Here is a 23,472-nt window from a genome sequence, read left to right as displayed (position 1 = left end):
AATATAATTTTTGTTAAAGTTTTCTGGGACATTTCACCTAGGTACCATAAAATAATGACACTTTACGATATGCAAGTTATCATACAAAATATCCTTATCCAGGAATAAAAAAGGAAGGAGGTGCAGCATGGACCCATTTTTTGGTCCGAACGGCCCGGGCTTTATTCCGTATTCGCCGCAGCACGCGGTGGCACTAGCGACCCTTGGCATTGTGCTTGTTAGTCTCGTGATCTTCAGACAATGGCTCAAACATCCGAAGCGGGCACGTGTCTTTCGTTATGGGATGGCGGGCCTGCTGCTCGCGCTGCATGGATTGCTGCATGTCTGGTACGTGAGGGCGGAGCGCTGGACCTGGGATGAATCATTGCCGCTGCAGTTGTGCACGGTAACGTTGATCTTATCTGCCGTATTATTGTTATACCGAAATTACCGGTTATATGAGTTTATTTATTTTGCAGGGATCGGCGGCGCGCTGCAGGCGCTGTTCACACCGGTTCTGAATGTCGGTTTTCCGCATTTCTGGTACCTCTATTTTTTCATTGGCCATGGGGGAATTATCGTAACCGCGATCTACATGACCGCCGTGGATGGCTACCGTCCCGGATGGATGTCCATCCTTCGGACCATGGTGTGGCTGAATGTGCTGCTTCTCATCGTATATCCTATCAATGTATGGACGGGCGGAAATTATCTCTTTGTGTCACGCAAGCCTCAGACGGCCTCGCTTCTTGACCTGCTTGGACCATGGCCGTGGTATTTATTATGGCTGGAGCTTGTGGCGCTGGCGTTATTTGTCGTGCTGTATATGCCGTTTGTTGTCGAAAAAGCGGTTAGGCGCAGGAAGCAGAAGAAACGTTTGAACGCGTAAAAATGAAATAGGCGATGCATTGACATGTAACGGCTTTCATGCGAAAATGTACGCGTGTACATTAGTGGTAAGAACATAAAGCTTGGAGGAAGGACCTATCCGTAGAAAAGAAGTAGCGAAACTTGCAGGCGTCTCTGAAGCGACGGTATCCCGCGTGTTGAACGGGGTCGGTCCGATCCGGGAGGAAACCCGCAAAAGGGTGCTGGAGGCGGCTGAACAGCTTAATTATGTGCCAAGCGCGCTCGCTCAGCAGTTCGCGAGAAAAAAGAGCGGCAACCTGGGCGTGATTATCCCGTTTGTCCCGAAAGTGCATCTGTTCTCGACTTATTATTTCTCTGAAATTTTGAGCGGGATCGGGGTGACGGCCAAAAAAGAGGGATACGATATGCTCCTGATGTTCTTATCGCCTGAGGAGAAGCGTAATTATTCAAGGCTGTTCCGCATGCAGAAGGTCGATGCCTGCATCATGCTGGGCACGCAGGACGGAGAGGAAGAGCGGCAGGCGCTTCGGGAGCTCCTTCAGGAAGAGCATCCTTTTTGCCTCGTTAACCAGCGTTTTGAAGGCGAGGCGTTCCCTACGATTGAAGCGGATCATGTAAGCGGCAGCTATGCGGCGACCGCGCATTTGATCGGGCAGGGCTGCGACCGCATTGCTTTCCTCAACGGACCGTTAACCTACTCGAACAGCGCGGACCGTTATGATGGCTACCGCAGAGCGCTTGCAGACAACGGCATTTCGGTCAACCAGGATATTTTGTTCACGGGGAATTACAGCCGAAAGAGCGGATACATAGCTGCGCCTGAGATTGCCGGCGCGATTAAGGATCAGCGGATCGATGCTGTATTTGCCGCGAACGACCGGATGGCGCTGGGCCTGCTTCAAGGCTTGCGGGAGCATGGGATTGAGCCCGGGCGCGATGCAGCGCTGATCGGATATGACGATTCTGAAGAGGCGCGTTATACCGATCCGCAGCTGTCTTCTGTTTCCGTTCCGTTCTATGAGATGGGGGCTGCAGCGGTATCCAAGCTGATCGGACAGGAAAAACCAGCGATAATTGACACCGAGACCGGCTTCAATGTGGAGAAGCTTCCCGTGCGGCTGATTCCGCGTGCTTCTTCTTTGCGATATAAACCGAATTGATCATGATTTGATGCTTCAACGATCCGGATCAATCACGATCCAATCTTCTCACTTGGAAAGGTGGATGAACAGGAATGAGTAATGTTCGCGTAGGAATGGTCGGTTATAAATTTATGGGAAAAGCGCACAGCAATGCTTACCGTGCTTTGCCGATGTTTTTGCCGGATGTGCCGAAGCCGGAGATGAAAGCGATCTGCGGCCGCGATCCGGCAGGGCTCGAACAGGCGCGTGCGCAGTTCGGCTGGGAAACAGCCGAGACGGATTGGCGGAAGCTTGTCGGCAGGGATGATATTGATCTGATCGATATCAACGCACCGAGCGACGCGCATAAGGAGATCGCGATTGCTGCGGCCGCGGCAGGTAAACATCTGTTCTGTGAAAAGCCGTTAGCGCTTACGCTTGCAGATGCCCGTGAGATGCTGGTGGCAGCCGAGAATGCGGGCGTTAAACATATGGTTGGCTTTAACTACCGGTTTGCGCCTGCGGTACAGCTGGCGAAGAAGCTGGTATCGGAAGGCCGAATCGGAGAGATCTATCATTACCGCGCGTGGTTTTTGCAGGATTGGATTATCGATCCGGAATTCCCGCTCGTATGGCGCCTGCAGAAGGAGATAGCCGGCTCGGGCTCGCATGGCGACCTTGGCGCACATTTGATCGATCTGGCCCGTTATTTGGTTGGAGAATTTGATGAAGTGATCGGGATGAGCGAAACGTTCATTAAGGAACGTCCGATGCCATCGGCGATGACCGGCCTGAGCGCCAAAGGCAGCAAAGACGCGCCGCGCGGCGAAGTGACCGTGGATGACGCTACGCTGTTTATGACACGTTTTGCAAACGGGGCGCTCGGCAGCTTTGAAGCTACGCGTTTTGCGGCAGGCCACCGCTGCACGAATTCGTTTGAAATCAATGGCAGCAAAGGCAGCATCAAGTTCGATTTTGAACGGCTTAACGAATTGCAAGTGTATTTCTCGGATGATGCCGAGGATGTACAGGGCTTCCGCCGCGTGCATGCCACGGACGCCGCACACGCTTATATGGACGCTTGGTGGCCGGCGGGGCATTCAATCGGTTATGAGCACACCTTTACGCATGAAGTGCACGAGCTGATGAAAGCGATTCAAGAGGACCGCCAACCGGTGCCCAACTTCGTGGACGGGGTGAAATGCCAGGAAGTGCTCGAGGCGGTCGACCGGTCGATCGCTGAGCGCAGATGGGTGTCCTTGAAAGAATATCAAGCCTGATGGCAAAGACCTAATGGCAAAGACCTAATGGCAAAGACCTAATGGCATAGAGGCTAACGGGGTAGGAGCAGCTAACGAAAAACAAAGCCCCGGGAAAAAGAAACATGGAACGAAACGGCAGTCGGGAAGTCGGATAACAGCGGAAGACAATCAGCATAGGAAAGGCGGTATTCGTTGCGATGAAAAAAGCACTCATAGTATGGGGCGGATGGGACGGACATGAGCCTGAACAGGTCTCCGGCATCTTCAAAGAGGTGCTCGAGCAGGAAAGCTTCGAGGTGGAAGTGTCGGATACGCTGGAGGCATTTGCAGATGCGGAGAAATTGAAATCATTGGATCTGATCATTCCCGTATGGACGATGGGACGCATTGAACAACAGCTGGTAAACAATGTATCGGCTGCGGTCCAGAGCGGTGTCGGGCTAGCGGGCTGCCACGGCGGCATGTGTGACGCGTTCCGTGAAAATGTGGATTGGCAGTTCATGACCGGCGGCAACTGGGTGGCTCATCCGGGTAATGACGGCGTGGAATATGTCGTCAACGTCAAGCATAGCTCCAGTCCGCTTGTTGATGGAATCGAGGACTTTCCTGTGAAGTCCGAGCAGTATTATCTGCACGTTGATCCTGCGGTCGAGGTGCTCGCGACAACCCGTTTTCCGGTTGTGCCCGGGCCGCACTCATTAAATAAAGCTGTGGATATGCCTGTTGTGTGGACGAAGCGCTGGGGCGTAGGACGGGTCTATTACAATGCCCTTGGCCACGTAGCTAATATCATCGATATGCCCGTAGTGAAGGAATTGATGCGCAGAGGGTTCCTCTGGACTGCTGAGGGCAAGGCGCTGGCCCAGCGGTCGGGAAGTACGGAAGCGGCATACAGCGGCATGGCAGACAACCAATTATAGATAGAGGAAGAGTGAAGCGATGATGAAGAGCAGAGTCGGGATCGTCGGATGCGGAAATATTAGCAAAATCTATTTTACGAATTTGAAGAAATATGAGGAAGTGGAGCTTGTGGCCGCCGCGGATTTGGATGTGGCGCGCGCACAGGCGCGGGCATCGGAATTCGATGTGGCGAAGGCTTATACGGTCGAGCAATTACTCGCCGATCCGGATATCGACATCGTCGTCAACCTTACGATCCCGCAGGCGCATGCGTCGGTGTGCATCCAAGCGCTTCAGGCCGGCAAGCATGTGTACGTGGAGAAGCCGCTGGCGGTAACGCGGGAGGAAGGGCAGGAGATTCTGCGGGTTGCCCGTGAGAAGGGGGTGCGGGTGGCAAGCGCGCCGGAGACGTTCTTGGGCGGTGGCATTCAGACCTGCCGCAAGCTGATCGATGACGGTGTGATCGGAACGCCGATCTCGGTATCCGGCTTCATGATCGGTGCCGGGCACGAGCATTGGCATCCGGATCCGGAGTTTTATTACCAGATCGGCGGCGGGCCGATGTTTGATATGGGGCCGTACTACTTAACCGCATTTGTTACGCTGCTGGGCCCGATTCGCCGCGTAACCGGCTCAGCCGTGATTTCTTATCCGGAACGCACGATCACGAGCCAGCCGAAGCACGGCAAAAAGATCCAAGTGGAAACGGCGACCCACATCGCCGGCGTGCTCGATTTCCAGAGCGGCGCTGTCGGTACGCTGATCACCAGCTTTGATGCAATGGCTGGAACCTCGCTGCCGAACATTGAGATCCACGGCAGCGCAGGAACGCTGCTCGTTCCTGATCCGAATGGATTCGGCGGGACGGTGAAGCTGCGCCGCTCGCGTGATTCGGAATGGGAGGAGATTCCGCTGACGCACGGTTTCACGGACAACAACCGCGGCATTGGCGTGGCCGATCTGGCACGCGCATTGGCAGAGGGCGGGCCGCATCGCGCAAGCGGGGAAATGGCCTACCATGTGCTGGAGGCGATGCACGGTTTCCACGACGCCTCGCGCGACGGAAAGCATTACGCCATGCAAAGCACCTGCGATCGCCCGGCTCCGATGCCGGCGCTGTAAGTGCACCATATTGAAGAATAGGCCTGCCGGGAGACCGGCAGGCTTTTCATATTGGGGCACCCGCTGAAGTGGCCGCAGCATTACCTGTTTTGTTCCTCCTCTACTGGTTTAATAACCGCATAGTATTTGTTTAAGTCCCCAAACCATGGGAACTGTTCGAATACTATGGGTATAGATAAAAAGGGGAGAGAGAACATGGCGACAAAAACCGCAAAAAACTCCAAATCCACAAAGAAACGTATATGGCAATTGGCTATCTTTGTTCTAATCTTGACAGTCATTGGCCTTGTGCTTACAGCAGCAGTATTTATCGACCGGCAGGACGTCAGCGCGTTAGACAATCCATTGCCGGAGCCGACAATTATTTATGATATGAACGGAAAACCGGCTTCCCGGCTGACCGGTTCACGGATTGTTCCGGTATCCCTGGAGCAGGTGCCGCAATCGATGCGCAATGCCATTATTGCAGTTGAGGACAAACGTTTCTATGATCATGAGGGCGTCGATGCGAGCGCATTGTTCCGTGCGCTGTATCGGAATACGAAAGCGGGCGACGTTGTCGAAGGTGGCAGCACGATCACGCAGCAGCTTGCGAAAAATGTGTTTTTAACGTCCGAGAGATCCTATGAACGCAAGCTGAAGGAAGCTGCCATGGCCATAAAAATCGATAATACGTATGAAAAAGACGAGATTCTGGAGATGTATTTGAACCAGATTTATTTTGGCGAGGGCAGTTGGGGAGTCGGGCAGGCATCCAGAACGTATTTCGGCAAAACTGTCGCGGATCTCACGTTGGCGGAATCCGCTCTGCTGGCCGCGCTGCCAAAGGCGCCGTCTAATTATTCTCCGCTGGTGGATGCTGACAAGGCGCTGGAGCGCCGGAATCTGGTGCTCTCCCTGATGAAAGATCAGGGGATGATTACTGAAGAGGAGTATAGTCAAGCGGTTAATGAGCCGCTGCAGGTGCAAAAAACAGTCGTCGATGAGCTTTCGGGAAAATATACGCCTTATGTCAACCATGTCATTGAAGAAGCGGAAAAGATCTATGGCTTGACCGAGGACGAAATACTGCGCGGCGGCCTAAGAGTGTATACGAATCTGAATCCGGCGGTGCAGGGGGCGATGGAGGAGGTCTTTGCAGATGAAACCCTCTTCCCCGGCAGTCCGGATGAGATTCCGGTACAGAGCGGAGCGGCAATCATTGACCCTGCTACCGGCGGCATTCGCGGCTTGGCAGGGGGGCGTGGTGAACAGGTATTTCGGGGCTTTAACCGGGCAACTCAGATGAAAAGGCAGCCGGGCTCGGCATTCAAACCGCTGGCTGTGTTCGCGCCTGCTCTGGAAGCCGGGTATTCACCTTCTTCCATTCTATATGATGATGAGCTGGATATTAACGGTTACCAGCCGCAGAACTATGACCGCCAGACACGCGGAGAAGTTACACTTGCGGATGCGGTGAAATATTCGTATAACATCCCGGCTGTGTGGCTGCTTAATGAGATTGGCGTCCAGCAAAGCTTGACATATCTCGAACGGATGGCCATCCCCGTTACCGATCAGGATCGCAATCTGAGCATAGCGCTTGGCGGCTTGAACCGGGGGGTGTCACCTTTGGAGCTTGCCGGGGCATATGGTTCTTTCGCCAATGGCGGAAAGCGGGTGACCTCTCATGCAATTGTAAAGATCGAGACGAAGGACGGACGTCTCATTGCCGAGGCGAAGCCGAGCGAAGTGCAGGTGGTTAGCGCAGCTACAGCGTATACGATGACGCGTCTGCTGCAGGAGGCTGTAACGGACGGCACAGGTAAGCGCGCACAGCTGAACCGGCCGACAGCCGGCAAGACAGGCACGACGCAGCTCCCGAGAACAAAAGAGTTCGAGGGCATAAGCGGAACGAATGATATTTGGTTTGCCGGTTATACGCCGGAGCTGGCCGCGGCGGTATGGATGGGATATGACAAAACAGACAGCAAACACTTCATGGATGCTACGGGAGGTTCATATACGGCAGTGCTGTTCAAAGAAATGATGTCCAAAGCGCTGGTCGATGTGCCGGTATCCGAGTTCCAGATTCCTGACGGCTATACGTTGGAGATGCCTGTGTTTGTGCCTAAACGAGAAAATCGGGACCGGGACCGGGAACGGGAAAAGGAACTGGAGGAAGACCGGAAGGAACGCGAGAAAGAACGGGAAGAACGGGAGAAGAAGCTGGAAGAGGATCGTAAGGAACGAGCGAAAGAACGGAAAAAAAGTGAAAAAGAAGAGAAAAAGGAAAGAAAAGAACGGGAAAAGGAACGCAAGGAAAGGGAAAAAAAGCGCGAGAGGGATGACGACGATGACGATGATGATTAAGCGTGATCCGCAAGCTTTGCGAAAATAAGGGAGAATGTTGAATGATGATTGTAACGCTTAAAAAGAGGATCAGGACGATGTTTTAGGTAACAGATGGTAGGGGATTTTGTAAACCTATCCAAAAAACGAACTTTATTATGGATATTTATAATTAATGTTCGTCTTTTATCGTTGACAAGGTGTGTTAGGATTGATAAACTAAAAGAGGTTAATTGATCGTATATGTCGATTTATGTAGAAGCCTCGTATATTCTCGGGAATAAGGCCCGAAAGTCTCTACCCGGAAACCATAAATTTTCGGACTACGAGCTTGGAAAATAAGAACAGGTTGTCCCGCAGGGGGCAGCCTTCTCCTGTCTTTTCGTACCTTCTTGTGAGGACGGCAGGCATTGCCTTCTTGGCATTTTCCTTGTGGCTTGTGTCCCGCGGCGGCGCTTATTTGAGTGTAGCTTACCGGGACTTTTCTTTTTTCAGCATCCACATTGGAAAAGATAACACCGTGTTTAAATTTGGCTTGTCTATTATCTGAATAAAGAAAGTGGGTTTGATGTCATGTCTGCGAAAGTAGGCGTCATCATGGGCAGTAAGTCGGATTGGGATACGATGAAATTAGCCTGTGACGTTTTGGAAGAGCTGCAAATTCCTTATGAGAAGAAAGTGGTCTCGGCGCATCGTACGCCTGATCTCATGTTCGAATACGCAGAAACAGCCGCAGAGCGCGGTCTTAAAGTGATCATTGCGGGAGCTGGCGGAGCCGCCCATCTTCCTGGCATGGTCGCTGCGAAGACGATTCTGCCGGTGATTGGCGTGCCCGTCAAGTCCTCTAACTTGAGCGGGCTCGATTCATTATTATCGATTGTCCAAATGCCGGGCGGCATTCCGGTTGCTACCGTAGCGATCGGCAATGCAGGCGGCACTAACGCAGGCCTGCTGGCCGCGCAAATCCTCGGGGCATTCGACCCGGAAGCGCAGGCACGCGTGCAAGCCCGCCGCGACCGCGTGGCACAGGAAGTGCTGGAAAGCAGTGACACTTTATGAGCATAAGTAAGAGGGGCCAGACGATTCTGCCGGGCAGTACGATCGGCATTCTCGGCGGAGGCCAGCTCGGCCGGATGATGGCGCTGGCCGGAAGCAACCTGGGCTATCGCTTTGTGGCGCTGGATCCGGCTCCGGATGCGCCATGCGGCCAAGTGTCGGCGCAGATCACTGCCGCTTACGACGACCGCGAAGCGGCGCGTGAGCTGGCGAAGCGGGCCGATGTGATTACGTACGAGTTCGAGAACGTCGACGCCGGCGTGGCGGCGATGCTGATGGAGGAATCGTACGTGCCGCAGGGCAGCGAGCTGCTGTACACGACGCAGCACCGCCTGCGCGAGAAGCGCGCTATCGAAGCTTCCGGCGTGCGCGTCGCGCCGTATGCGGAGATCCGCAGCGAGCAGGAGCTGCGCGAGGCGGTCGCTAAGCTGGGCATTCCAAGCGTGCTGAAGACGGCGACCGGCGGTTATGACGGCAAAGGCCAGTGGGTGATCCGCAGCGAAGCGGAGATCGGACAAGCCTATGCCGAATTGAGCCGCTCGGGTGTGGAGCTTGTGCTCGAACAGTTCATCCGTTTTGACAAGGAGCTGTCGGTTATTGCCGCTCGCAGTCCACAGGGCGAGATTCAGACCTTCCCGGTGGCGGAGAACATTCACGTGGACAACATTCTCCACCTGTCGATTGTTCCGGCACGGGTTGCGGAGCGGGTTCAAGAGGAAGCCAGGCAGCTGGCGATGCGAATTGCCGAAGGGCTGAACGTCGTCGGACTGATCGCGGTCGAGATGTTCCTGACATCGGGCGGCGAGCTGTTCGTCAATGAGCTGGCTCCAAGGCCGCATAACAGCGGCCATTACACGATGGAAGCATGCAGGACATCACAGTTCGAGCAGCATGTTCGTGCGGTATGCAATCTTCCGCTTGGCGGAACCGAGCTGCTGACGCCGGTCGTGATGGTCAATGTGCTCGGTGAGCATGTGGAGCCGCTGCTCGCACGGATGGCTGTGGCCGATGACGCTGCAAAACGGCTCGGCGTCGAGCCGAAGATTCATTTGTATGGCAAGAGCGAAGCGATAACAAAACGGAAGATGGGCCATGTGAACGTGCTGGCGCCTGATGTGGATGCAGCGCTGGCCTGGATAGCCGAAACCACTATTTGGAGGGTTTAAGAGCGTATGTTGGAACGTTATAGCAGACCGGAAATGAGAGCGATTTGGACGGAAGAGAACAAATTTAAGGCATGGCTTGAGGTTGAGCTTTGCGCCTGTGAGGCTTGGGCTGAGCTGGGCGTTATTCCAAAGGAAGACGTAGAAGCGCTGCGTAAAAGCGCGAGCTTTGATATCGACCGGATTTACGAGATCGAACAGGAGACCCGCCATGACGTGATCGCGTTCACCCGTGCGGTATCCGAAACCGTCGGACCGGAACGCAAATGGGTGCACTACGGTCTGACTTCAACCGATGTTGTCGACACGGCGCTCGGTTACCTGCTTCGCCAAGCCAACGAAATTTTGCAGCGCGACGTCGAGCAGTTCATTGCGATTTTGCGCGACAAAGCGATTGAATATAAAGATACGCCAATGATGGGCCGTACGCACGGTGTACATGCCGAGCCGACAACGTTCGGTTTGAAAATGGCGCTGTGGTATGAGGAAATGAAACGGAACCTGGAGCGCTTCAACCATGCGGCTGACGGCGTTCAATACGGTAAAATCTCCGGTGCGGTCGGTACGTACGCCAACATCGATCCGTTCGTAGAAGAGTTCGTATGCGGCAAGCTCGGCACAAAACCGGCTCCGATCTCGACGCAAACGCTGCAGCGTGACCGTCATGCCGAATATATGGCGACGCTGGCGCTGATTGCGACTTCGCTCGACAAATTCGCAACGGAAATCCGCGCCCTGCAAAAGAGCGAGTTCCGCGAGGTGGAAGAGCCGTTCGCCAAAGGCCAGAAGGGCTCGTCGGCAATGCCGCACAAGCGCAACCCGATCGGCTGCGAGAATATTTCCGGTCTCTCCCGCGTCATTCGCGGCCATATGCTGACCGCCTATGAGAACGTGCCGCTGTGGCATGAGCGTGATATCAGCCACTCATCGGCAGAGCGTGTTATTTTGCCGGATGCAACGATGCTGCTGAATTACATGCTGAACCGTCTGGGCAACATTATTAAGAACCTGACCGTATTCCCTGAAAATATGAAACGCAATATGCAGCGTACGTATGGCGTGCCGTTCTCCGGCCGCGTCATGACAAAGCTGATCGATAAAGGCTTCAGCCGCGAGCAAGCGTATGATACAGTTCAGCCGCGCGCGATGCAGGCTTGGGAAGAGCAGCGTCAATTCCGCGACATCATTGAGTCAACGCCGGAAATAACAAGCGCGCTGTCTGCGGATGAGATCGAGGATGCATTCAATCCTTCGTGGCATCTGAAGCATGTCGATACGATATTCAAACGGCTCGGACTGAGCTAAAGAGAGGGAGGCGGCGACCGGGCGATGAATACGCAAGCGATCTCCACTGCGGTGGATTATGTAAAAGCCCCTTTGCTATACAAAGGCAAAGTGCGCGAGCTGTATGATCTTGGCGAGTTTTACCTGATTGTGGTGACCGACCGGATCTCGGCGTTCGATTATGTGCTGGAGCCGGCCGTGCCGAACAAAGGCAATGTGCTGAACCGCCTTAGCGCGTTTTGGTTTGACCAGACGAAGGATATTCAACCGAACCATGTGATCCATACCGATGTAACGAAACTCGGCGATGTGATAACGGAGCCGGAATTGCTGAAGGACCGGATTATGGTGACCCGCAAAGCGGAGCGGATCGACATCGAATGTGTCGTGCGCGGCTATATCACCGGCGGCGGGTGGAGACAATATGGACAAACCTCCGCCATCAACGGCATTGCGCTGCCGGCGGGCCTGAGGAAAAACGAGCGTTTCGAGAAGCCGATCTTCACGCCGGCGGCGAAGAACGATGTCGGCCATGATGAAGATATTCCGTTCGAGCGGATGGAGGAGATGGTCGGTGCGGAACTGGCGGAAGAGCTGCGCGACCGCAGCATCAAGCTGTATGAATTCGCACATGCCTACTGCGCGGAGCGCGGCATCATCCTAGCCGACTGCAAGTTCGAATTCGGCTTGGTGGACGGCAAGGTCATCTTGATCGATGAGCTGTTCACGCCGGACTCCTCGCGCTTCTGGGCAAAGGAAAAGTACGAGCTTGATATTGAGATCGACAGCATGGATAAAGAGCCTGTCCGCACGTATCTGCTGCAATCGGATTGGGATCGAAACAGCACGCCTGCACCGCTTCCTGCGGAAGTGGTAGAGGAAACGACGAACCGTTATCTCGATATATATAAGAAATTGACCGGACGCTGAGCAGGCCGGAATAACCTCAACTCTAACGCTCTTCATTTATATTTCTGGTGCAAGTCTAGAACGAAACCATTTCTTATTCCTAGGAGGAACTACGAACGATGAAAGCAACCGTCTATGTCACAATCAAACAGAACGTCTTGGACCCGCAAGGCAGCGCGGTGCAAGGTGCGCTTCATTCCATGGGCTTTGCTGAAGTAGGCAAAGTGCGTATCGGCAAATATTTGGAGCTGGAGCTGGATACAACCGACCGCTCCGAGGCTGAAACCCGCATTACGGCAATGTGCGAAAAGCTGCTCGCTAACACGGTGATCGAAGACTACCGTTTTGAATTGGAGGGATAAACGATGAAGTTTGCGGTACTCGTTTTTCCAGGCTCGAACTGTGACATTGACTGCTACAAAGCAGTAGAAGATACGATCGGTCAACCGGTTGATTTTGTATGGCATACGGCGACAGACTTGTCGGCATATGATTGCATTCTCGTTCCCGGCGGTTTCTCTTACGGCGACTACCTGCGCTGCGGCGCGATCGCCCGTTTTGCACCGGTCATGAATGAAGTCCGCAAGGCGGCGGAAGCGGGCAAATATGTGCTTGGCATCTGCAATGGTTTCCAAATTCTTACCGAAGCGGGACTGCTTCCGGGCGCGCTGCTTCGCAACAACAACATGAAATTCCGCTGTCATTCCGCACTGCTTGAAGTAGTGAACAACAAGACGGCATTCACGAATCAATACAGCGCAGGTGAAGTGATCGACATTCCGATCGCGCACGGCGAAGGCAACTACTATTGCGACGATGCGACGCTGGAGCAGCTGAAAGCGAACAATCAGATTGTGTTCCGCTATGTGGCGGGCAACAATCCGAACGGTTCGGTAGCGGATATCGCAGGCGTGAGCAACGAACGCGGCAACGTGGTCGGCATGATGCCGCATCCGGAGCGCGCAATTGATCAGATTCTTGGATCCGAGGACGGAAAACGGATGTTTACATCGATCTTGAACGCATGGAGGGAACAGCATGGCGCAGCAGTTAACGGCTAAAGAACCGACAGCGGAGCAAATTGCCGAGCAGAAAATATATAAGCAAATGGGTGTAACGGACGCGGAATATGAGCTAATCTGCGGATTTCTGGGCCGTCAGCCGAACTACACGGAAATCGGCGTATTCAGCGTTATGTGGTCTGAGCACTGCTCGTACAAAAATTCCAAAAACGTGCTTCGCCGTTTCCCGACAAGCGGGCCGCGCGTCCTGATGGGACCGGGCGAAGGCGCGGGGATCGTGGATATCGGCGACAACCAGGCGGTTGTATTCAAAATCGAATCGCATAACCATCCATCGGCGATCGAGCCTTATCAAGGCGCGGCAACCGGCGTGGGCGGTATTATTCGCGATATCTTCTCGATGGGCGCACGTCCGGTCGCATTGTTGAACAGCTTGCGTTTCGGACGCCTGGAGAATGAGCGCGTACGATATCTGTTCGAGCATGTCGTCAGCGGGATTGCGGGATACGGCAACTGTATCGGTATTCCGACAGTAGCGGGCGAAGTGATGTTCGACGAGAGCTATGAAGGCAATCCGCTCGTTAATGCGATGTGCGTCGGTCTGATCGACCATGACAAAATTCAGCGCGGTGTCGCCAAAGGCGTAGGCAATCCGGTATTCTATGTCGGACCGGCTACAGGCCGCGACGGCATCCACGGCGCGACCTTTGCTTCCGAGGAGCTGACAGAGGACTCGGATGCCAAACGTCCGGCGGTTCAAGTTGGCGATCCATTCATGGAGAAGCTCGTTATGGAAGCGTGTTTGGAATTGATCGATACCGGCATCGTGCTCGGTATTCAAGATATGGGCGCAGCAGGCCTGACTTCCTCCAGTTCGGAGATGGCATCCAAAGCCGGCAACGGCCTGGAGCTGTATCTGGACGAGGTGCCGCAGCGCGAGCCGGGCATGACGCCATATGAAATGATGCTGTCGGAATCCCAGGAGCGCATGCTATTCGTTGTGGAGCCGCAGCATGAAGCGCAAGCAAGAGAAATCTTCGAGCGTTGGGGCATTCTATGCGCCAAAGTCGGTAAAGTAACCGACGACGGCCGCCTGCGTCTGTTCCATCAAGGTGAGCAGGTAGCCGATATGCCGGTAACCGCACTCGTCGACGAGTGTCCGGTATATAACAAGCCAAGCGCAGAGCCGGCTTATTATGCGGCGAATGCGGCAATCGATACGGCAGCCTATGCTGAAGTGACGGATCTGACGGATGCACTCAAGAAAGTTTTGGCATCCCCGACTGTCGCCAGCAAGGAATGGGTATATAATCAATATGACTATATGGTTCGCACGAGCACAGCTGTGCAGCCTGGTTCGGACGCGGCTGTTGTCACGATTCGCGGCACGCGCAAGGCGCTGGCGATGACAACGGATTGCAACGGACGTTATGTCTATCTTGATCCTGAAGTCGGCGGACGCATTGCCGTTGCGGAAGCAGCGCGCAACATTGTGTGCTCCGGTGCAGAGCCGCTTGCGATTACGGATAACCTGAACTTCGGTAACCCGGAGAAGCCGGAAGTGTTCTGGCAAATCGAGAAAGCCGTCGATGGTATGGCAGAGGCTTGCCGTATCCTGGATACGCCGGTTATCGGCGGCAATGTCAGCTTGTACAACGAGAATGCCAAAGGCGCGATCTACCCGACGCCGGTTGTCGGCATGGTAGGTCTCGTACACGATACGGATCACATTACAACACAAAGCTTCAAGGCAGAAGGCGATATCATCGTGCTGCTGGGCGAGACAAAAGCCGAGCTTGGCGGAAGCGAGCTGCAGTATGCGGTACACGGCGTGACGGAAGGACGTCCGCCGGCGCTTGATCTGGCGGAAGAAAAAACGCTGCTTAGCGCGGTTCTGGGTGCGATTCAGCAAGGGCTTGTCGCATCGGCGCATGACTTGTCCGAGGGCGGATTGGCAGCTGCGGTTGCAGAATCCTGTATCAGCGGCCGTCTGGGCGCGAAGGTTAATGTGGAAACAGGGCTTCGCACGGATGTAGCTTTATTCAGTGAGAGCCAATCGCGTATTCTGCTGTCGGTTAAACCTGAAAAAGCGGCAGAGCTGAAAGCTTGGTTGAACGAGCAAGGCGTTGTGAATGCGGAAGTCGGCGTAGTTGGAGGTAACGGATTAACGATTAGCGTGAACGGCAAACCGGCGATTGATTCACCGGTTGAGCAACTGGAGAAGGTCTGGAAGGATGCGATTCCATGTCTGATGAAGTAAGACAGCTTCCGAAGCTGTGGACAGGCGACCATTACAACGAGGGCATTGGCCGGGACGATATGTTTGACAAGCTGAAAGAGGAGTGTGGCGTATTCGGCGTGTTCGGTTATTCGGACGCGTCTTCGCTTGCTTACTACGGACTGCATGCGCTGCAGCACCGCGGCGAGGAGAGCTGCGGCATCTGCACGGTGGACGTGGAGAACAAAGGCTTCCACTACCACCGCGGCATGGGACTGGTCAAAGAAGTCTTCGATCAGCCTAAGCTGGAAGGCTTAAAAGGCACCAGAGCGATCGGCCATGTGCGGTATTCCACCTCTGGCGAGAGCCAGCTGGCTAACGCGCAGCCGCTGATCTTCAAATACCGAGACGGCGATCTGGCTGTCGCAACCAACGGCAACATCGTGAACGCGCCGGAAATCCGCCGCGAGCTCGAGTACCAAGGCTCGATCTTTCAGACGACGAGCGACACCGAGGTTATCGCCCATCTGATCGCGCGCTCGCCGAAGGATTTCGTGTCGGCGGCCAAAGATGCGCTGCAGCGTATTGTAGGCGGATTTGCTTTTCTTATTATGACCAATGACAAGCTGGTCGTTGCGTCGGATCCGCATGGCCTTCGTCCGCTCGTGATGGGCAAGCTTGGCGACGGGTACGTATTCGCTTCCGAAACCTGTGCATTGGAGACCGTTGGCGCGGCTTATGTTCGCGATGTACAGCCAGGCGAGATGCTGGTGCTGGACAAGGACGGTCTGCATGAGGACCGGTATGCGCCGCTGGTGCGCCGCGCGACCTGTGCGATGGAATATATCTATTTTGCCCGCCCCGACAGCGATATTAACGGCATCAACCTGCACTCCGCCCGCAAGCGGATGGGCAGCCGGATGGCCATTGAATCGTTTGTGGATGCGGACATCGTAACCGGCGTTCCGGATTCGAGTATTTCCGCGGCGATCGGTTATGCCGAGCAGACGGGCATTCCTTACGAGCTTGGCTTGATCAAGAACAAGTACACGGGCCGTACGTTTATTCAGCCTTCCCAGGAGCTGCGCGAGAAGGGCGTGAAGATGAAGCTGAGCGCCGTTCGCAAGGTCGTTGAGGGCAAACGCGTCGTTATGATTGACGACTCGATCGTACGGGGCACGACGTCCCGCCGGATCGTCAATTTGCTGCGCGAGGCCGGTGCGACCGAGGTTCATGTGCTGATTACGTCACCGCCTTTTGCCAATCCTTGTTATTATGGGATTGATACGCCTGACCGCAAGGAACTGATTGCTTCATCGAAGTCCGTGGAAGAAATCCGCGAAATTATCAATGCCGATTCGCTCTATTTCATCAGCAACCAAGGGTATGTCGATGCGGTAGGCGGCAATGACGGCGAGATAAACCGCGGCATGTGCATGGCGTGCTTTGATAATGACTATCCAACACCGATTGATGCGGAATCGGAAAAAAGCTGCAGCTGTTAGCAGCCGCGATACCGAATCATCGGTTGTTTCAAGATTAGATCAAGCTTAATAGAACTGGTAGAAGGACCTTTAGGAGGAGTGATCGAAGGTGGCAGAGGCGTATAAGCAAGCCGGCGTCGATATCGCTGCAGGTAATGAAGCGGTCGAACGGATGAAGAAACATGTGAAAAGAACGTTCCGCCCGGAGGTGCTGACAGATTTAGGCGGTTTCGGCGCTTTGTTCGGTTTGAACAAGGATAAGTATGAAGAGCCGGTGCTGGTATCGGGTACGGATGGAGTCGGAACGAAGCTAAAGCTCGCTTTTGCGATGGACAAGCATGACACAATCGGCATCGATGCGGTGGCGATGTGCGTCAACGATATCGTCGTGCAGGGCGCGGAGCCGCTGTTCTTCCTCGACTATCTGGCATGCGGCAAAGTGGTGCCGGAGAAAATCGAAGCGATCGTGAAAGGGATCTCCGACGGCTGCGTGCAGTCCGGCTGCGCCCTGATCGGCGGCGAAACGGCTGAAATGCCGGGCATGTACGATGAGGACGAGTACGACATTGCCGGCTTTACGGTTGGGATCGTCGACAAGAAGAAAATCATCGACGGCTCCACGATCGCCCCTGGCGATGCGGTGCTCGGCTTCGCTTCAAGCGGTATTCACAGCAACGGCTTCTCGCTCGTACGCAAGCTGCTCCTCGAGCAGAGCGGTTACGCATTGACTGATACGCTGCCGGAGCTTGACGGTGCGCGCCTTGGCGATGTGCTGCTGGAGCCGACGAAGCTGTATGTGAAATCTGCGCTCGAGCTCATCCAGCGCGTGAATGTGAAAGGGATGGCGCACATTACCGGCGGCGGCTTCATCGAGAACATTCCGCGCGTGCTTCCTGAAGGCGTCAATGTGGAAATCGAATACGGCTCTTGGCCGATTCTGCCGATCTTCCAGCTGATGCAGTCCAAGGGCGGCATTTCCAACCGCGATATGTTCACGACGTTTAACATGGGCGTCGGCATGGTCGTTGTCGTTCCTGCCGAGCAAGCGGAAGAAGCGCTTCGCGCTGCTAACGGGCTTGGCGAGCAAGCCTACCGGATCGGAACGGTAACGGAAGGCAGCCGCGTTGTGACATTCACAGGAGCGGATGTGTAATGGCAGTATTAAAAATTGCCGTGTTCGCGTCAGGCCAAGGAACGAACTTCCAGGCGCTGGCCGATGCGGCAAAGGAGAGGCGGCTCGATGGTTCCATCGAGCTTCTTGTCTGTGATAAGCCTTCTGCGCCCGTAGTGGAGCGTGCTCGCCAAGCGGGCGTGGACACCTGGCTGTTTAATCCGAAGGACTATGCTTCCCGCGAAGCGTATGAGACGGAGATCTTAGCTGAGCTGCAGCGGCGTGAAATCGGGCTGATCGTGCTTGCAGGGTATATGAGAATCATTACTCCGGTGCTGGTCAAGCCTTATTACGGTCGGATGATCAATATCCATCCGGCACTGCTGCCGGCGTTTCCGGGCGTGAACGGGATTGGGCAGGCGCTGGCGTATGGCGTGAAGATTACCGGTGTGACGGTTCATTATGTCGATGGCGGAATGGACAGCGGCCCGATTATCGCGCAGCGCGCTGTCGAAGTGGCTGACGGCGACACGGAAGCCTCGCTTGCGCAGCGGATTCATGCGGCGGAGCAAGCGCTGCTTCCATGGGCTGTGCAGCAAATCGCGCAAGGCAACGTCACGCTGGACGGCCGGCGTGTAACGGTGCGATAGATCCGGTAACCGGCATCGGGATTATGCCCTGAGGGGCTTTGAATAGCGGGTCTGCGTCATATGGGGGCTCGCCCATACACATTTCTCAAGGAGGGTTTATAAAGTTGGCTATACGTAGAGCGTTGATTAGTGTGTCCGACAAGACGGGCATTGTGGAGTTTTCCCGTGAACTGGCAAAGTTGGGTGTGGAGATTATTTCTACAGGCGGTACGGCAAGCTTGCTGGAGAAGGAAGGCGTTCCAGTTATCGGTATCTCGGATGTGACCGGATTCCCGGAAATTTTGGATGGCCGCGTCAAAACGCTGCATCCGGCTGTTCACAGCGGACTGCTTGCGGTGCGTGATGATGAAGAGCATCAGAAAGCGATGAAAGAGCTGGGCATGGACTATATCGATCTGGTCATCGTTAACCTGTACCCGTTCGCGGCGACGATTGCGAAGCCGGATGTCACGTATGAGGATGCCATCGAAAATATCGATATCGGCGGACCGACGATGCTGCGTTCCGCTGCGAAGAACCACGCGTTCGTAACCGTTGTGGTGGATAGCTCGGATTATGCGGCCGTGCTGGAGGAAGTGCGTGCGGACGGCGATACTACGCTCGATACGCGCAAACGTCTTGCTGCCAAAGTATTCCGTCATACCGGAGCTTATGACGCACTTATCTCGGATTATCTTTCCAAGCTCAACGGCGAACCGCTGCCTGAGAAATATACAGTCACTTACGAGAAGGTACAGGATCTGCGCTACGGAGAAAACCCGCATCAGCAGGCTGCGTTCTACCGCAAACCGCTTGCGGCATCCGGCAACATTACGACAGCGCAGCAGCTTCACGGCAAAGAGCTCTCCTACAATAACATTAATGACGCAAATGCTGCGCTCGCGATCGTGAAGGAATTCACCGAACCGGCGGTTGTCGCAGTTAAACATATGAACCCTTGCGGCGTGGGCATCGGAGCAGATATCCACGAAGCGTATCAAAAAGCTTATGCAGCCGATCCAACGTCGATTTTCGGCGGCATCGTAGCGGCAAACCGCACAATCGGCAAGGAAACGGCTGAGCTGCTGAACGAAATCTTCCTTGAGATCGTCATTGCTCCAGACTTCACGCAAGAAGCTTTGGATGTATTGACGAAGAAGAAAAACATCCGCCTGATGAAGCTGGGCGAGCTCCAAGCGGCAGCAGAGCGCAAACCGGAATGGCTCGTGACTTCGGTAGACGGCGGCATGCTCGTGCAGCAAAGCGATGTGCACAGCCTCACGGAAGCGGACCTTAAGGTCGTTACCAACCGTCAGCCGACTGAAGAAGAGCTGAAGCAGCTGCTGTTCGGCTGGAAGGTTGTTAAACATGTGAAATCCAATGCGATTTTGCTGGCGAAAAACAATATGACAATTGGCGTAGGCGCAGGCCAGATGAACCGTGTCGGCGCGGCCCGCATCGCAATCGAACAAGCGGGTGCTGAAGCGGCGGGCGCGATTCTCGCTTCGGATGCTTTCTTCCCAATGGGCGACACGCTTGAGCTGGCTGCTAAAGCAGGCATCACAGCAGTCATTCAGCCAGGCGGCTCCATTAAGGATGAAGAGTCGATCGCGGTAGCGAATGCGCATAATATCGCCATGATCATGACCGGAGTGCGTCATTTCAAACATTAATGCGTACATTGAGGAGTCCGGATGCTGCATAGCGTTCGGACTCGCCGATTGATAGACGAACATTATGGGAGGGTTCCAATTGCGTATATTAGTTATCGGCGGCGGCGGGCGTGAGCACGCAATCGTATGGGCATTGAAGAAAAGCGAGAAGGTAAAAGAAATCTATTGTGCGCCGGGCAACGCGGGCATCGCCCAGCTTGCTGAATGCGTACCGATCCCGGTCAGCCGGTTTACGGATTTAATCCAGTTCTCGATCGACCACGCGATTGACCTAGTCGTTGTCGGTCCGGACGATCCGCTGGCGGCAGGCATTGTGGATGCGTTCGAAGCGAAAGGCATTCCGATCTTCGGACCACGGAAGAATGCGGCAGAGATCGAAGGCAGCAAAATTTTCATGAAAGAGCTGCTCAAGAAATATAACATTCCTACAGCAAAGTACGAGACCTTCACTGATTACGAGACGGCTTCGGATTATTTGAGCAAGCAGGCTGTGCCAATCGTTATTAAAGCGGACGGACTTGCAGCGGGTAAAGGGGTAACCGTTGCTTTTACGATGGAAGAAGCACAGCAGGCGCTTACCGATATGATGGTGAACAAAGTGTTCGGCGAATCCGGAACGCAGGTTGTTATCGAGGAATTCCTCGAAGGACAGGAAATGTCGATCCTCGCTTTCGTAGATGGCGAGATCGTCCGTCCGATGGTTCCTGCCCAAGACCACAAGCCGGTATTCGATGGCGATAAAGGTCCGAATACAGGCGGGATGGGTACGTATACCCCGCTTCCGCACATTGCCGATTCGATTATTGAGAACGCCATCGAGAATATCATCAAACCGACCGCGAAGGCGATGGTTAGCGAAGGACGCCCGTTCCGCGGCGTGCTGTTCGCCGGTCTGATGATTACAAAGGATGGCCCGAAAACAATCGAGTTCAATGCGCGTATGGGCGATCCGGAGACGCAAGTTGTGCTGCCGCGGCTGAAAACCGATCTGGTAGACATCATTCTCGCTTCGCTTAACGGCCGTCTGGATGAATTGGACATTGAGTGGAGCGATGATGCGGCAGTATGCGTCATTCTCGCTTCTGAAGGCTATCCGGCCAGCTATCCGAAAGGCCGTGTGATCGATGGCCTCGACGAGGCGGCAGGAATGGACGGCGTGCTGCTGTTTCATGCGGGAACCTCTATGGAGAATGACCGCATCGTAACGAGCGGAGGGCGCGTACTAGGCGTTGTCGGCGTCGGCAAAGATACCGTAGAAGCTCGCGAGCGGGCTTATAATGCGGCCAAAGGCATTCATTTTGACGGTGTGCATTACCGTTCGGACATTGCCGTCAAAGCTTTGCAGGACAATAGCTCGATTATATAATGTGAAAACCGCTAGTTGCCGCTTTTTTGCGGGGCTGGCGGTTTTTTTTACTAAGCCTAGGGCATGACTGCTCCTTCTCCGGCAATGTTCGTTTTTTTCGAATGATCGATAACAATTTTTTATCACCTCGTATGAAGTGGAAGATTACGGTAAAATAAAGGTATAGAAACCCGGATAATAAGCTTAACTGCAGCAAAAGACCAAAAAACGGATGTGAACGGATTTGGAATCTTGGAAGCGAACGATGTGGATTTTATGGGTCGGCGTACTTCTCTGCAGTGCCAGCTATACGATGGCTATCCCTTTTCTGCCGCTGTTTTTGTTTGATCTTGGCGTGGATAAAAGTGCGGTCAATCTGTGGGCCGGTATCGTACACTCATCGGCGTTTCTCGTGGGCGCCATTATGGCTCCGTTATGGGGATCGCTGGCGGACAAATATGGCAAGCGTAAAATGGTCATCCGGGCGGGGCTCAGCTTGGCCGTCATTTATGCGCTCATCGCCTTTGTGCGGAATCCGTGGGAATTGGTCATCGTGCGGATGCTGCACGGATTTGTCGGCGGCTTCGTGCCTGCTTCGATGGCAATTGTTGCCTCGGTGTCGCCAAAAGAGAAAATGGGCTGGAGCCTTGGGATGATGCAGGCCGGAACGATGACAGGCGGCATTGTCGGGCCGTTGTTCGGCGGTCTGCTGGCGCTCTATTTCGGTCAGCGGATGTCGTTCGTTATTGCAGCGGTCACGATCTTTATTGCCACGATTGCGGTCATAGTCTGGGTCAAGGAAGGCACCCAAGGGACTGCCGGCAAGAGAACGAGCATTATGGAGGACTTTAGAGTTGTCTTGCAGAGCGGTACGCTGACAAATTTGCTGCTGTTATTGATTACCTTCCAGCTGTCGTTCAATATGATTCAGCCGCTGCTAACGCTGCATATTGCCGAGCTGCAGGGAGATGTAAAGGGAGCGGTGTTATCGTCGGGTATCGTATTTGCGCTGATCGGCATCGCCGGCATTCTGGCCTCTCCAATGTGGGGCAAAGCAGGGGTGAAACGCGGTTACGCGAACGTGCTGGCTTTTTGCCTGATCACCTCGGGGATTGTTGTCAGCTTGCAGTTCTTTGTGTATGACCTGTGGCTGTTCACAGCGGTTCAGTTTATATTCGGCTTGTTTATGGCGGGCATTGTACCAACGATCAATACGCTGGTGGTGCAGAGTACGGCGGACGAGTTCCGGGGCCGGTCATTCGGTCTCACGACAAGCGCCAATCAGTTGGGGGCGATGATCGGACCGCTTGTAGGCGGAGGGCTGGGGTTCTTCCTGAACATCCACTGGATTTTCGTGACGATAGGCGTACTGCTTGTAAGCGCCGGATTAACTGTCATGCTGCGCAGAATGGATGTACAGCCTTGCGCCGGTAAACATCACGCATGAAAGCGATAAAGGCCGCGCATGTTATAGGTTGAAATACGCTATACATGCTGAATGTAAGATATGAATGCTGTATTCAGCAACGATAGGCGCAGGCCAAAGAAAGGAACTGATCCGGATGAGGGCTTTGGCATCGCACCGCTGCATTGAAATCAAACACGAGATCAACCGGACGGAAAAAAGAATCATCGAGACTTCATTTGATATGATTCTTTATGAGGATGCTATTTCGGTTAAGAATGACCGGTTCCATTTAAACAATGTATTCGATATCTCCTACCGGAAAAACGGCGATAAGGAAGCCATTGGCTTCCTTTATTTGCATACGGACAGCGGGGTGCGCACCTTTTATATACGGGAGGAGCCCCGCTCATTTGTCGATACATACATGAAGGTCAAGTCTGAGCGGCGAGACAATAGTGACCGGTAAATGCGGTGGTTCTCCGCCGGAGGTACGATACTTCGACGGATTGATTATGTGAGCGGATGTCAATTGTCTGAGAAAATGTCACCCTAACTCATCCGAGAAAATGTCACTATTGGAGTAGT

Annotated in this window: 20 protein-coding genes and 1 riboswitch; all 20 genes read left to right on the top strand. The window is 54.1% G+C overall.

Annotated elements, in window-relative coordinates:
- The first annotated feature begins 127 nt into the window (after positions 1 to 127).
- Entirely contained in the window at positions 128 to 868 is a 741-nt protein-coding gene (locus tag IEW11_RS21135; RefSeq protein WP_188533071.1) for a YwaF family protein, read from the top strand.
- A gap of 82 nt (positions 869 to 950) precedes the next feature.
- Positions 951 to 2,009 (top strand): LacI family DNA-binding transcriptional regulator, encoded by a 1,059-nt coding sequence (locus tag IEW11_RS21130; RefSeq protein WP_188533070.1) that lies wholly within the window; start codon positions 951 to 953, stop codon positions 2,007 to 2,009.
- 74 nt (positions 2,010 to 2,083) lie between these two features.
- A complete protein-coding gene (locus IEW11_RS21125) occupies positions 2,084 to 3,250 on the top strand; it encodes a Gfo/Idh/MocA family protein (protein WP_188533069.1) in 1,167 nt (388 codons plus the stop codon).
- A 179-nt stretch (positions 3,251 to 3,429) separates the two neighbouring features.
- Entirely contained in the window at positions 3,430 to 4,152 is a 723-nt protein-coding gene (locus tag IEW11_RS21120; protein WP_188533068.1) for a ThuA domain-containing protein, read from the top strand.
- 19 nt (positions 4,153 to 4,171) lie between these two features.
- Positions 4,172 to 5,254, top strand: coding sequence for a Gfo/Idh/MocA family protein (locus IEW11_RS21115; RefSeq protein WP_188533067.1), 1,083 nt, complete (start codon positions 4,172 to 4,174; stop codon positions 5,252 to 5,254).
- 195 nt (positions 5,255 to 5,449) lie between these two features.
- Positions 5,450 to 7,606 carry a transglycosylase domain-containing protein gene (locus tag IEW11_RS21110; RefSeq protein WP_188533066.1) on the top strand — a complete coding sequence of 719 codons (2,157 nt, stop codon included), beginning with the start codon at positions 5,450 to 5,452 and terminating at the stop codon, positions 7,604 to 7,606.
- Between the two features lie 223 nt (positions 7,607 to 7,829).
- Positions 7,830 to 7,931: riboswitch (purine riboswitch) on the top strand.
- Positions 7,932 to 8,158: 227 nt separating this feature from the next.
- The gene (purE, locus tag IEW11_RS21105; RefSeq protein WP_188533065.1) at positions 8,159 to 8,644 is read left to right on the top strand and encodes a 5-(carboxyamino)imidazole ribonucleotide mutase; all 486 of its coding nucleotides are present in this window, start codon (positions 8,159 to 8,161) and stop codon (positions 8,642 to 8,644) included.
- Complete coding sequence (gene purK / locus IEW11_RS21100; protein WP_188533064.1) at positions 8,641 to 9,807, top strand: 5-(carboxyamino)imidazole ribonucleotide synthase; 1,167 nt, start codon at positions 8,641 to 8,643, stop codon at positions 9,805 to 9,807. Before purE ends, purK begins: the two co-directional genes overlap by 4 nt.
- 6 nt (positions 9,808 to 9,813) lie before the next feature.
- Complete coding sequence (gene purB / locus IEW11_RS21095; RefSeq protein WP_188533063.1) at positions 9,814 to 11,109, top strand: adenylosuccinate lyase; 1,296 nt, start codon at positions 9,814 to 9,816, stop codon at positions 11,107 to 11,109.
- Positions 11,110 to 11,133: 24 nt separating this feature from the next.
- Entirely contained in the window at positions 11,134 to 12,018 is an 885-nt protein-coding gene (locus tag IEW11_RS21090; RefSeq protein WP_188533062.1) for a phosphoribosylaminoimidazolesuccinocarboxamide synthase, read from the top strand.
- A 98-nt stretch (positions 12,019 to 12,116) separates the two neighbouring features.
- Positions 12,117 to 12,359: a phosphoribosylformylglycinamidine synthase subunit PurS gene (gene purS, locus IEW11_RS21085; protein ID WP_188533061.1), complete on the top strand. Its 243-nt coding sequence runs from the start codon at positions 12,117 to 12,119 to the stop codon at positions 12,357 to 12,359.
- Positions 12,360 to 12,362: 3 nt separating this feature from the next.
- The gene (gene purQ / locus IEW11_RS21080) at positions 12,363 to 13,058 is read left to right on the top strand and encodes a phosphoribosylformylglycinamidine synthase subunit PurQ (RefSeq protein ID WP_188533060.1); all 696 of its coding nucleotides are present in this window, start codon (positions 12,363 to 12,365) and stop codon (positions 13,056 to 13,058) included.
- On the top strand, positions 13,036 to 15,279 hold the full coding sequence (gene purL / locus IEW11_RS21075) for a phosphoribosylformylglycinamidine synthase subunit PurL (RefSeq protein WP_188533059.1): 2,244 nt from the start codon (positions 13,036 to 13,038) through the stop codon (positions 15,277 to 15,279). Before purQ ends, purL begins: the two co-directional genes overlap by 23 nt.
- A complete protein-coding gene (gene purF, locus IEW11_RS21070; RefSeq protein WP_188533058.1) occupies positions 15,264 to 16,742 on the top strand; it encodes an amidophosphoribosyltransferase in 1,479 nt (492 codons plus the stop codon). Before purL ends, purF begins: the two co-directional genes overlap by 16 nt.
- An 88-nt stretch (positions 16,743 to 16,830) precedes the next feature.
- The gene (purM, locus tag IEW11_RS21065) at positions 16,831 to 17,874 is read left to right on the top strand and encodes a phosphoribosylformylglycinamidine cyclo-ligase (RefSeq protein ID WP_188533057.1); all 1,044 of its coding nucleotides are present in this window, start codon (positions 16,831 to 16,833) and stop codon (positions 17,872 to 17,874) included.
- Positions 17,874 to 18,482, top strand: coding sequence for a phosphoribosylglycinamide formyltransferase (gene purN, locus IEW11_RS21060; protein ID WP_188533056.1), 609 nt, complete (start codon positions 17,874 to 17,876; stop codon positions 18,480 to 18,482). Before purM ends, purN begins: the two co-directional genes overlap by 1 nt.
- Before the next feature lie 104 nt (positions 18,483 to 18,586).
- Complete coding sequence (purH, locus tag IEW11_RS21055; protein ID WP_188533055.1) at positions 18,587 to 20,134, top strand: bifunctional phosphoribosylaminoimidazolecarboxamide formyltransferase/IMP cyclohydrolase; 1,548 nt, start codon at positions 18,587 to 18,589, stop codon at positions 20,132 to 20,134.
- Positions 20,135 to 20,213: 79 nt separating this feature from the next.
- A complete protein-coding gene (purD, locus tag IEW11_RS21050) occupies positions 20,214 to 21,500 on the top strand; it encodes a phosphoribosylamine--glycine ligase (protein ID WP_188533054.1) in 1,287 nt (428 codons plus the stop codon).
- Between the two features lie 244 nt (positions 21,501 to 21,744).
- Entirely contained in the window at positions 21,745 to 22,926 is a 1,182-nt protein-coding gene (locus IEW11_RS21045) for an MFS transporter (RefSeq protein ID WP_188533053.1), read from the top strand.
- Positions 22,927 to 22,990: 64 nt separating this feature from the next.
- The gene (locus IEW11_RS21040) at positions 22,991 to 23,353 is read left to right on the top strand and encodes a hypothetical protein (RefSeq protein ID WP_229725535.1); all 363 of its coding nucleotides are present in this window, start codon (positions 22,991 to 22,993) and stop codon (positions 23,351 to 23,353) included.
- Positions 23,354 to 23,472: the final 119 nt, after the last annotated feature.

This window comes from Paenibacillus abyssi, from assembly GCF_014640295.1.
GTDB lineage: Bacteria > Bacillota > Bacilli > Paenibacillales > Paenibacillaceae > Paenibacillus_D > Paenibacillus_D abyssi.
Note: the sequence above shows the minus strand (reverse complement) of the source record. Positions and strands in the feature narration are given on the sequence as shown.

Excerpts from the sequence above, each read along its gene's own strand:
- purE (WP_188533065.1), top strand. The coding sequence starts at position 8,159 with ATGTCTGCGAAAGTAGGCGTCATCATGGGCAGTAAGTCGGATTGGGAT.
- purL (WP_188533059.1), top strand. The coding sequence starts at position 13,036 with ATGGCGCAGCAGTTAACGGCTAAAGAACCGACAGCGGAGCAAATTGCC.
- IEW11_RS21115 (WP_188533067.1), top strand. The coding sequence starts at position 4,172 with ATGATGAAGAGCAGAGTCGGGATCGTCGGATGCGGAAATATTAGCAAA.
- IEW11_RS21135 (WP_188533071.1), top strand. The coding sequence starts at position 128 with ATGGACCCATTTTTTGGTCCGAACGGCCCGGGCTTTATTCCGTATTCG.
- IEW11_RS21125 (WP_188533069.1), top strand. The coding sequence starts at position 2,084 with ATGAGTAATGTTCGCGTAGGAATGGTCGGTTATAAATTTATGGGAAAA.
- IEW11_RS21120 (WP_188533068.1), top strand. The coding sequence starts at position 3,430 with ATGAAAAAAGCACTCATAGTATGGGGCGGATGGGACGGACATGAGCCT.
- purQ (WP_188533060.1), top strand. The coding sequence starts at position 12,363 with ATGAAGTTTGCGGTACTCGTTTTTCCAGGCTCGAACTGTGACATTGAC.
- purN (WP_188533056.1), top strand. The coding sequence starts at position 17,874 with ATGGCAGTATTAAAAATTGCCGTGTTCGCGTCAGGCCAAGGAACGAAC.
- IEW11_RS21045 (WP_188533053.1), top strand. The coding sequence starts at position 21,745 with ATGTGGATTTTATGGGTCGGCGTACTTCTCTGCAGTGCCAGCTATACG.
- purK (WP_188533064.1), top strand. The coding sequence starts at position 8,641 with ATGAGCATAAGTAAGAGGGGCCAGACGATTCTGCCGGGCAGTACGATC.
- IEW11_RS21110 (WP_188533066.1), top strand. The coding sequence starts at position 5,450 with ATGGCGACAAAAACCGCAAAAAACTCCAAATCCACAAAGAAACGTATA.
- purB (WP_188533063.1), top strand. The coding sequence starts at position 9,814 with ATGTTGGAACGTTATAGCAGACCGGAAATGAGAGCGATTTGGACGGAA.
- purS (WP_188533061.1), top strand. The coding sequence starts at position 12,117 with ATGAAAGCAACCGTCTATGTCACAATCAAACAGAACGTCTTGGACCCG.
- IEW11_RS21040 (WP_229725535.1), top strand. The coding sequence starts at position 22,991 with ATGCTGTATTCAGCAACGATAGGCGCAGGCCAAAGAAAGGAACTGATC.
- purF (WP_188533058.1), top strand. The coding sequence starts at position 15,264 with ATGTCTGATGAAGTAAGACAGCTTCCGAAGCTGTGGACAGGCGACCAT.
- IEW11_RS21090 (WP_188533062.1), top strand. The coding sequence starts at position 11,134 with ATGAATACGCAAGCGATCTCCACTGCGGTGGATTATGTAAAAGCCCCT.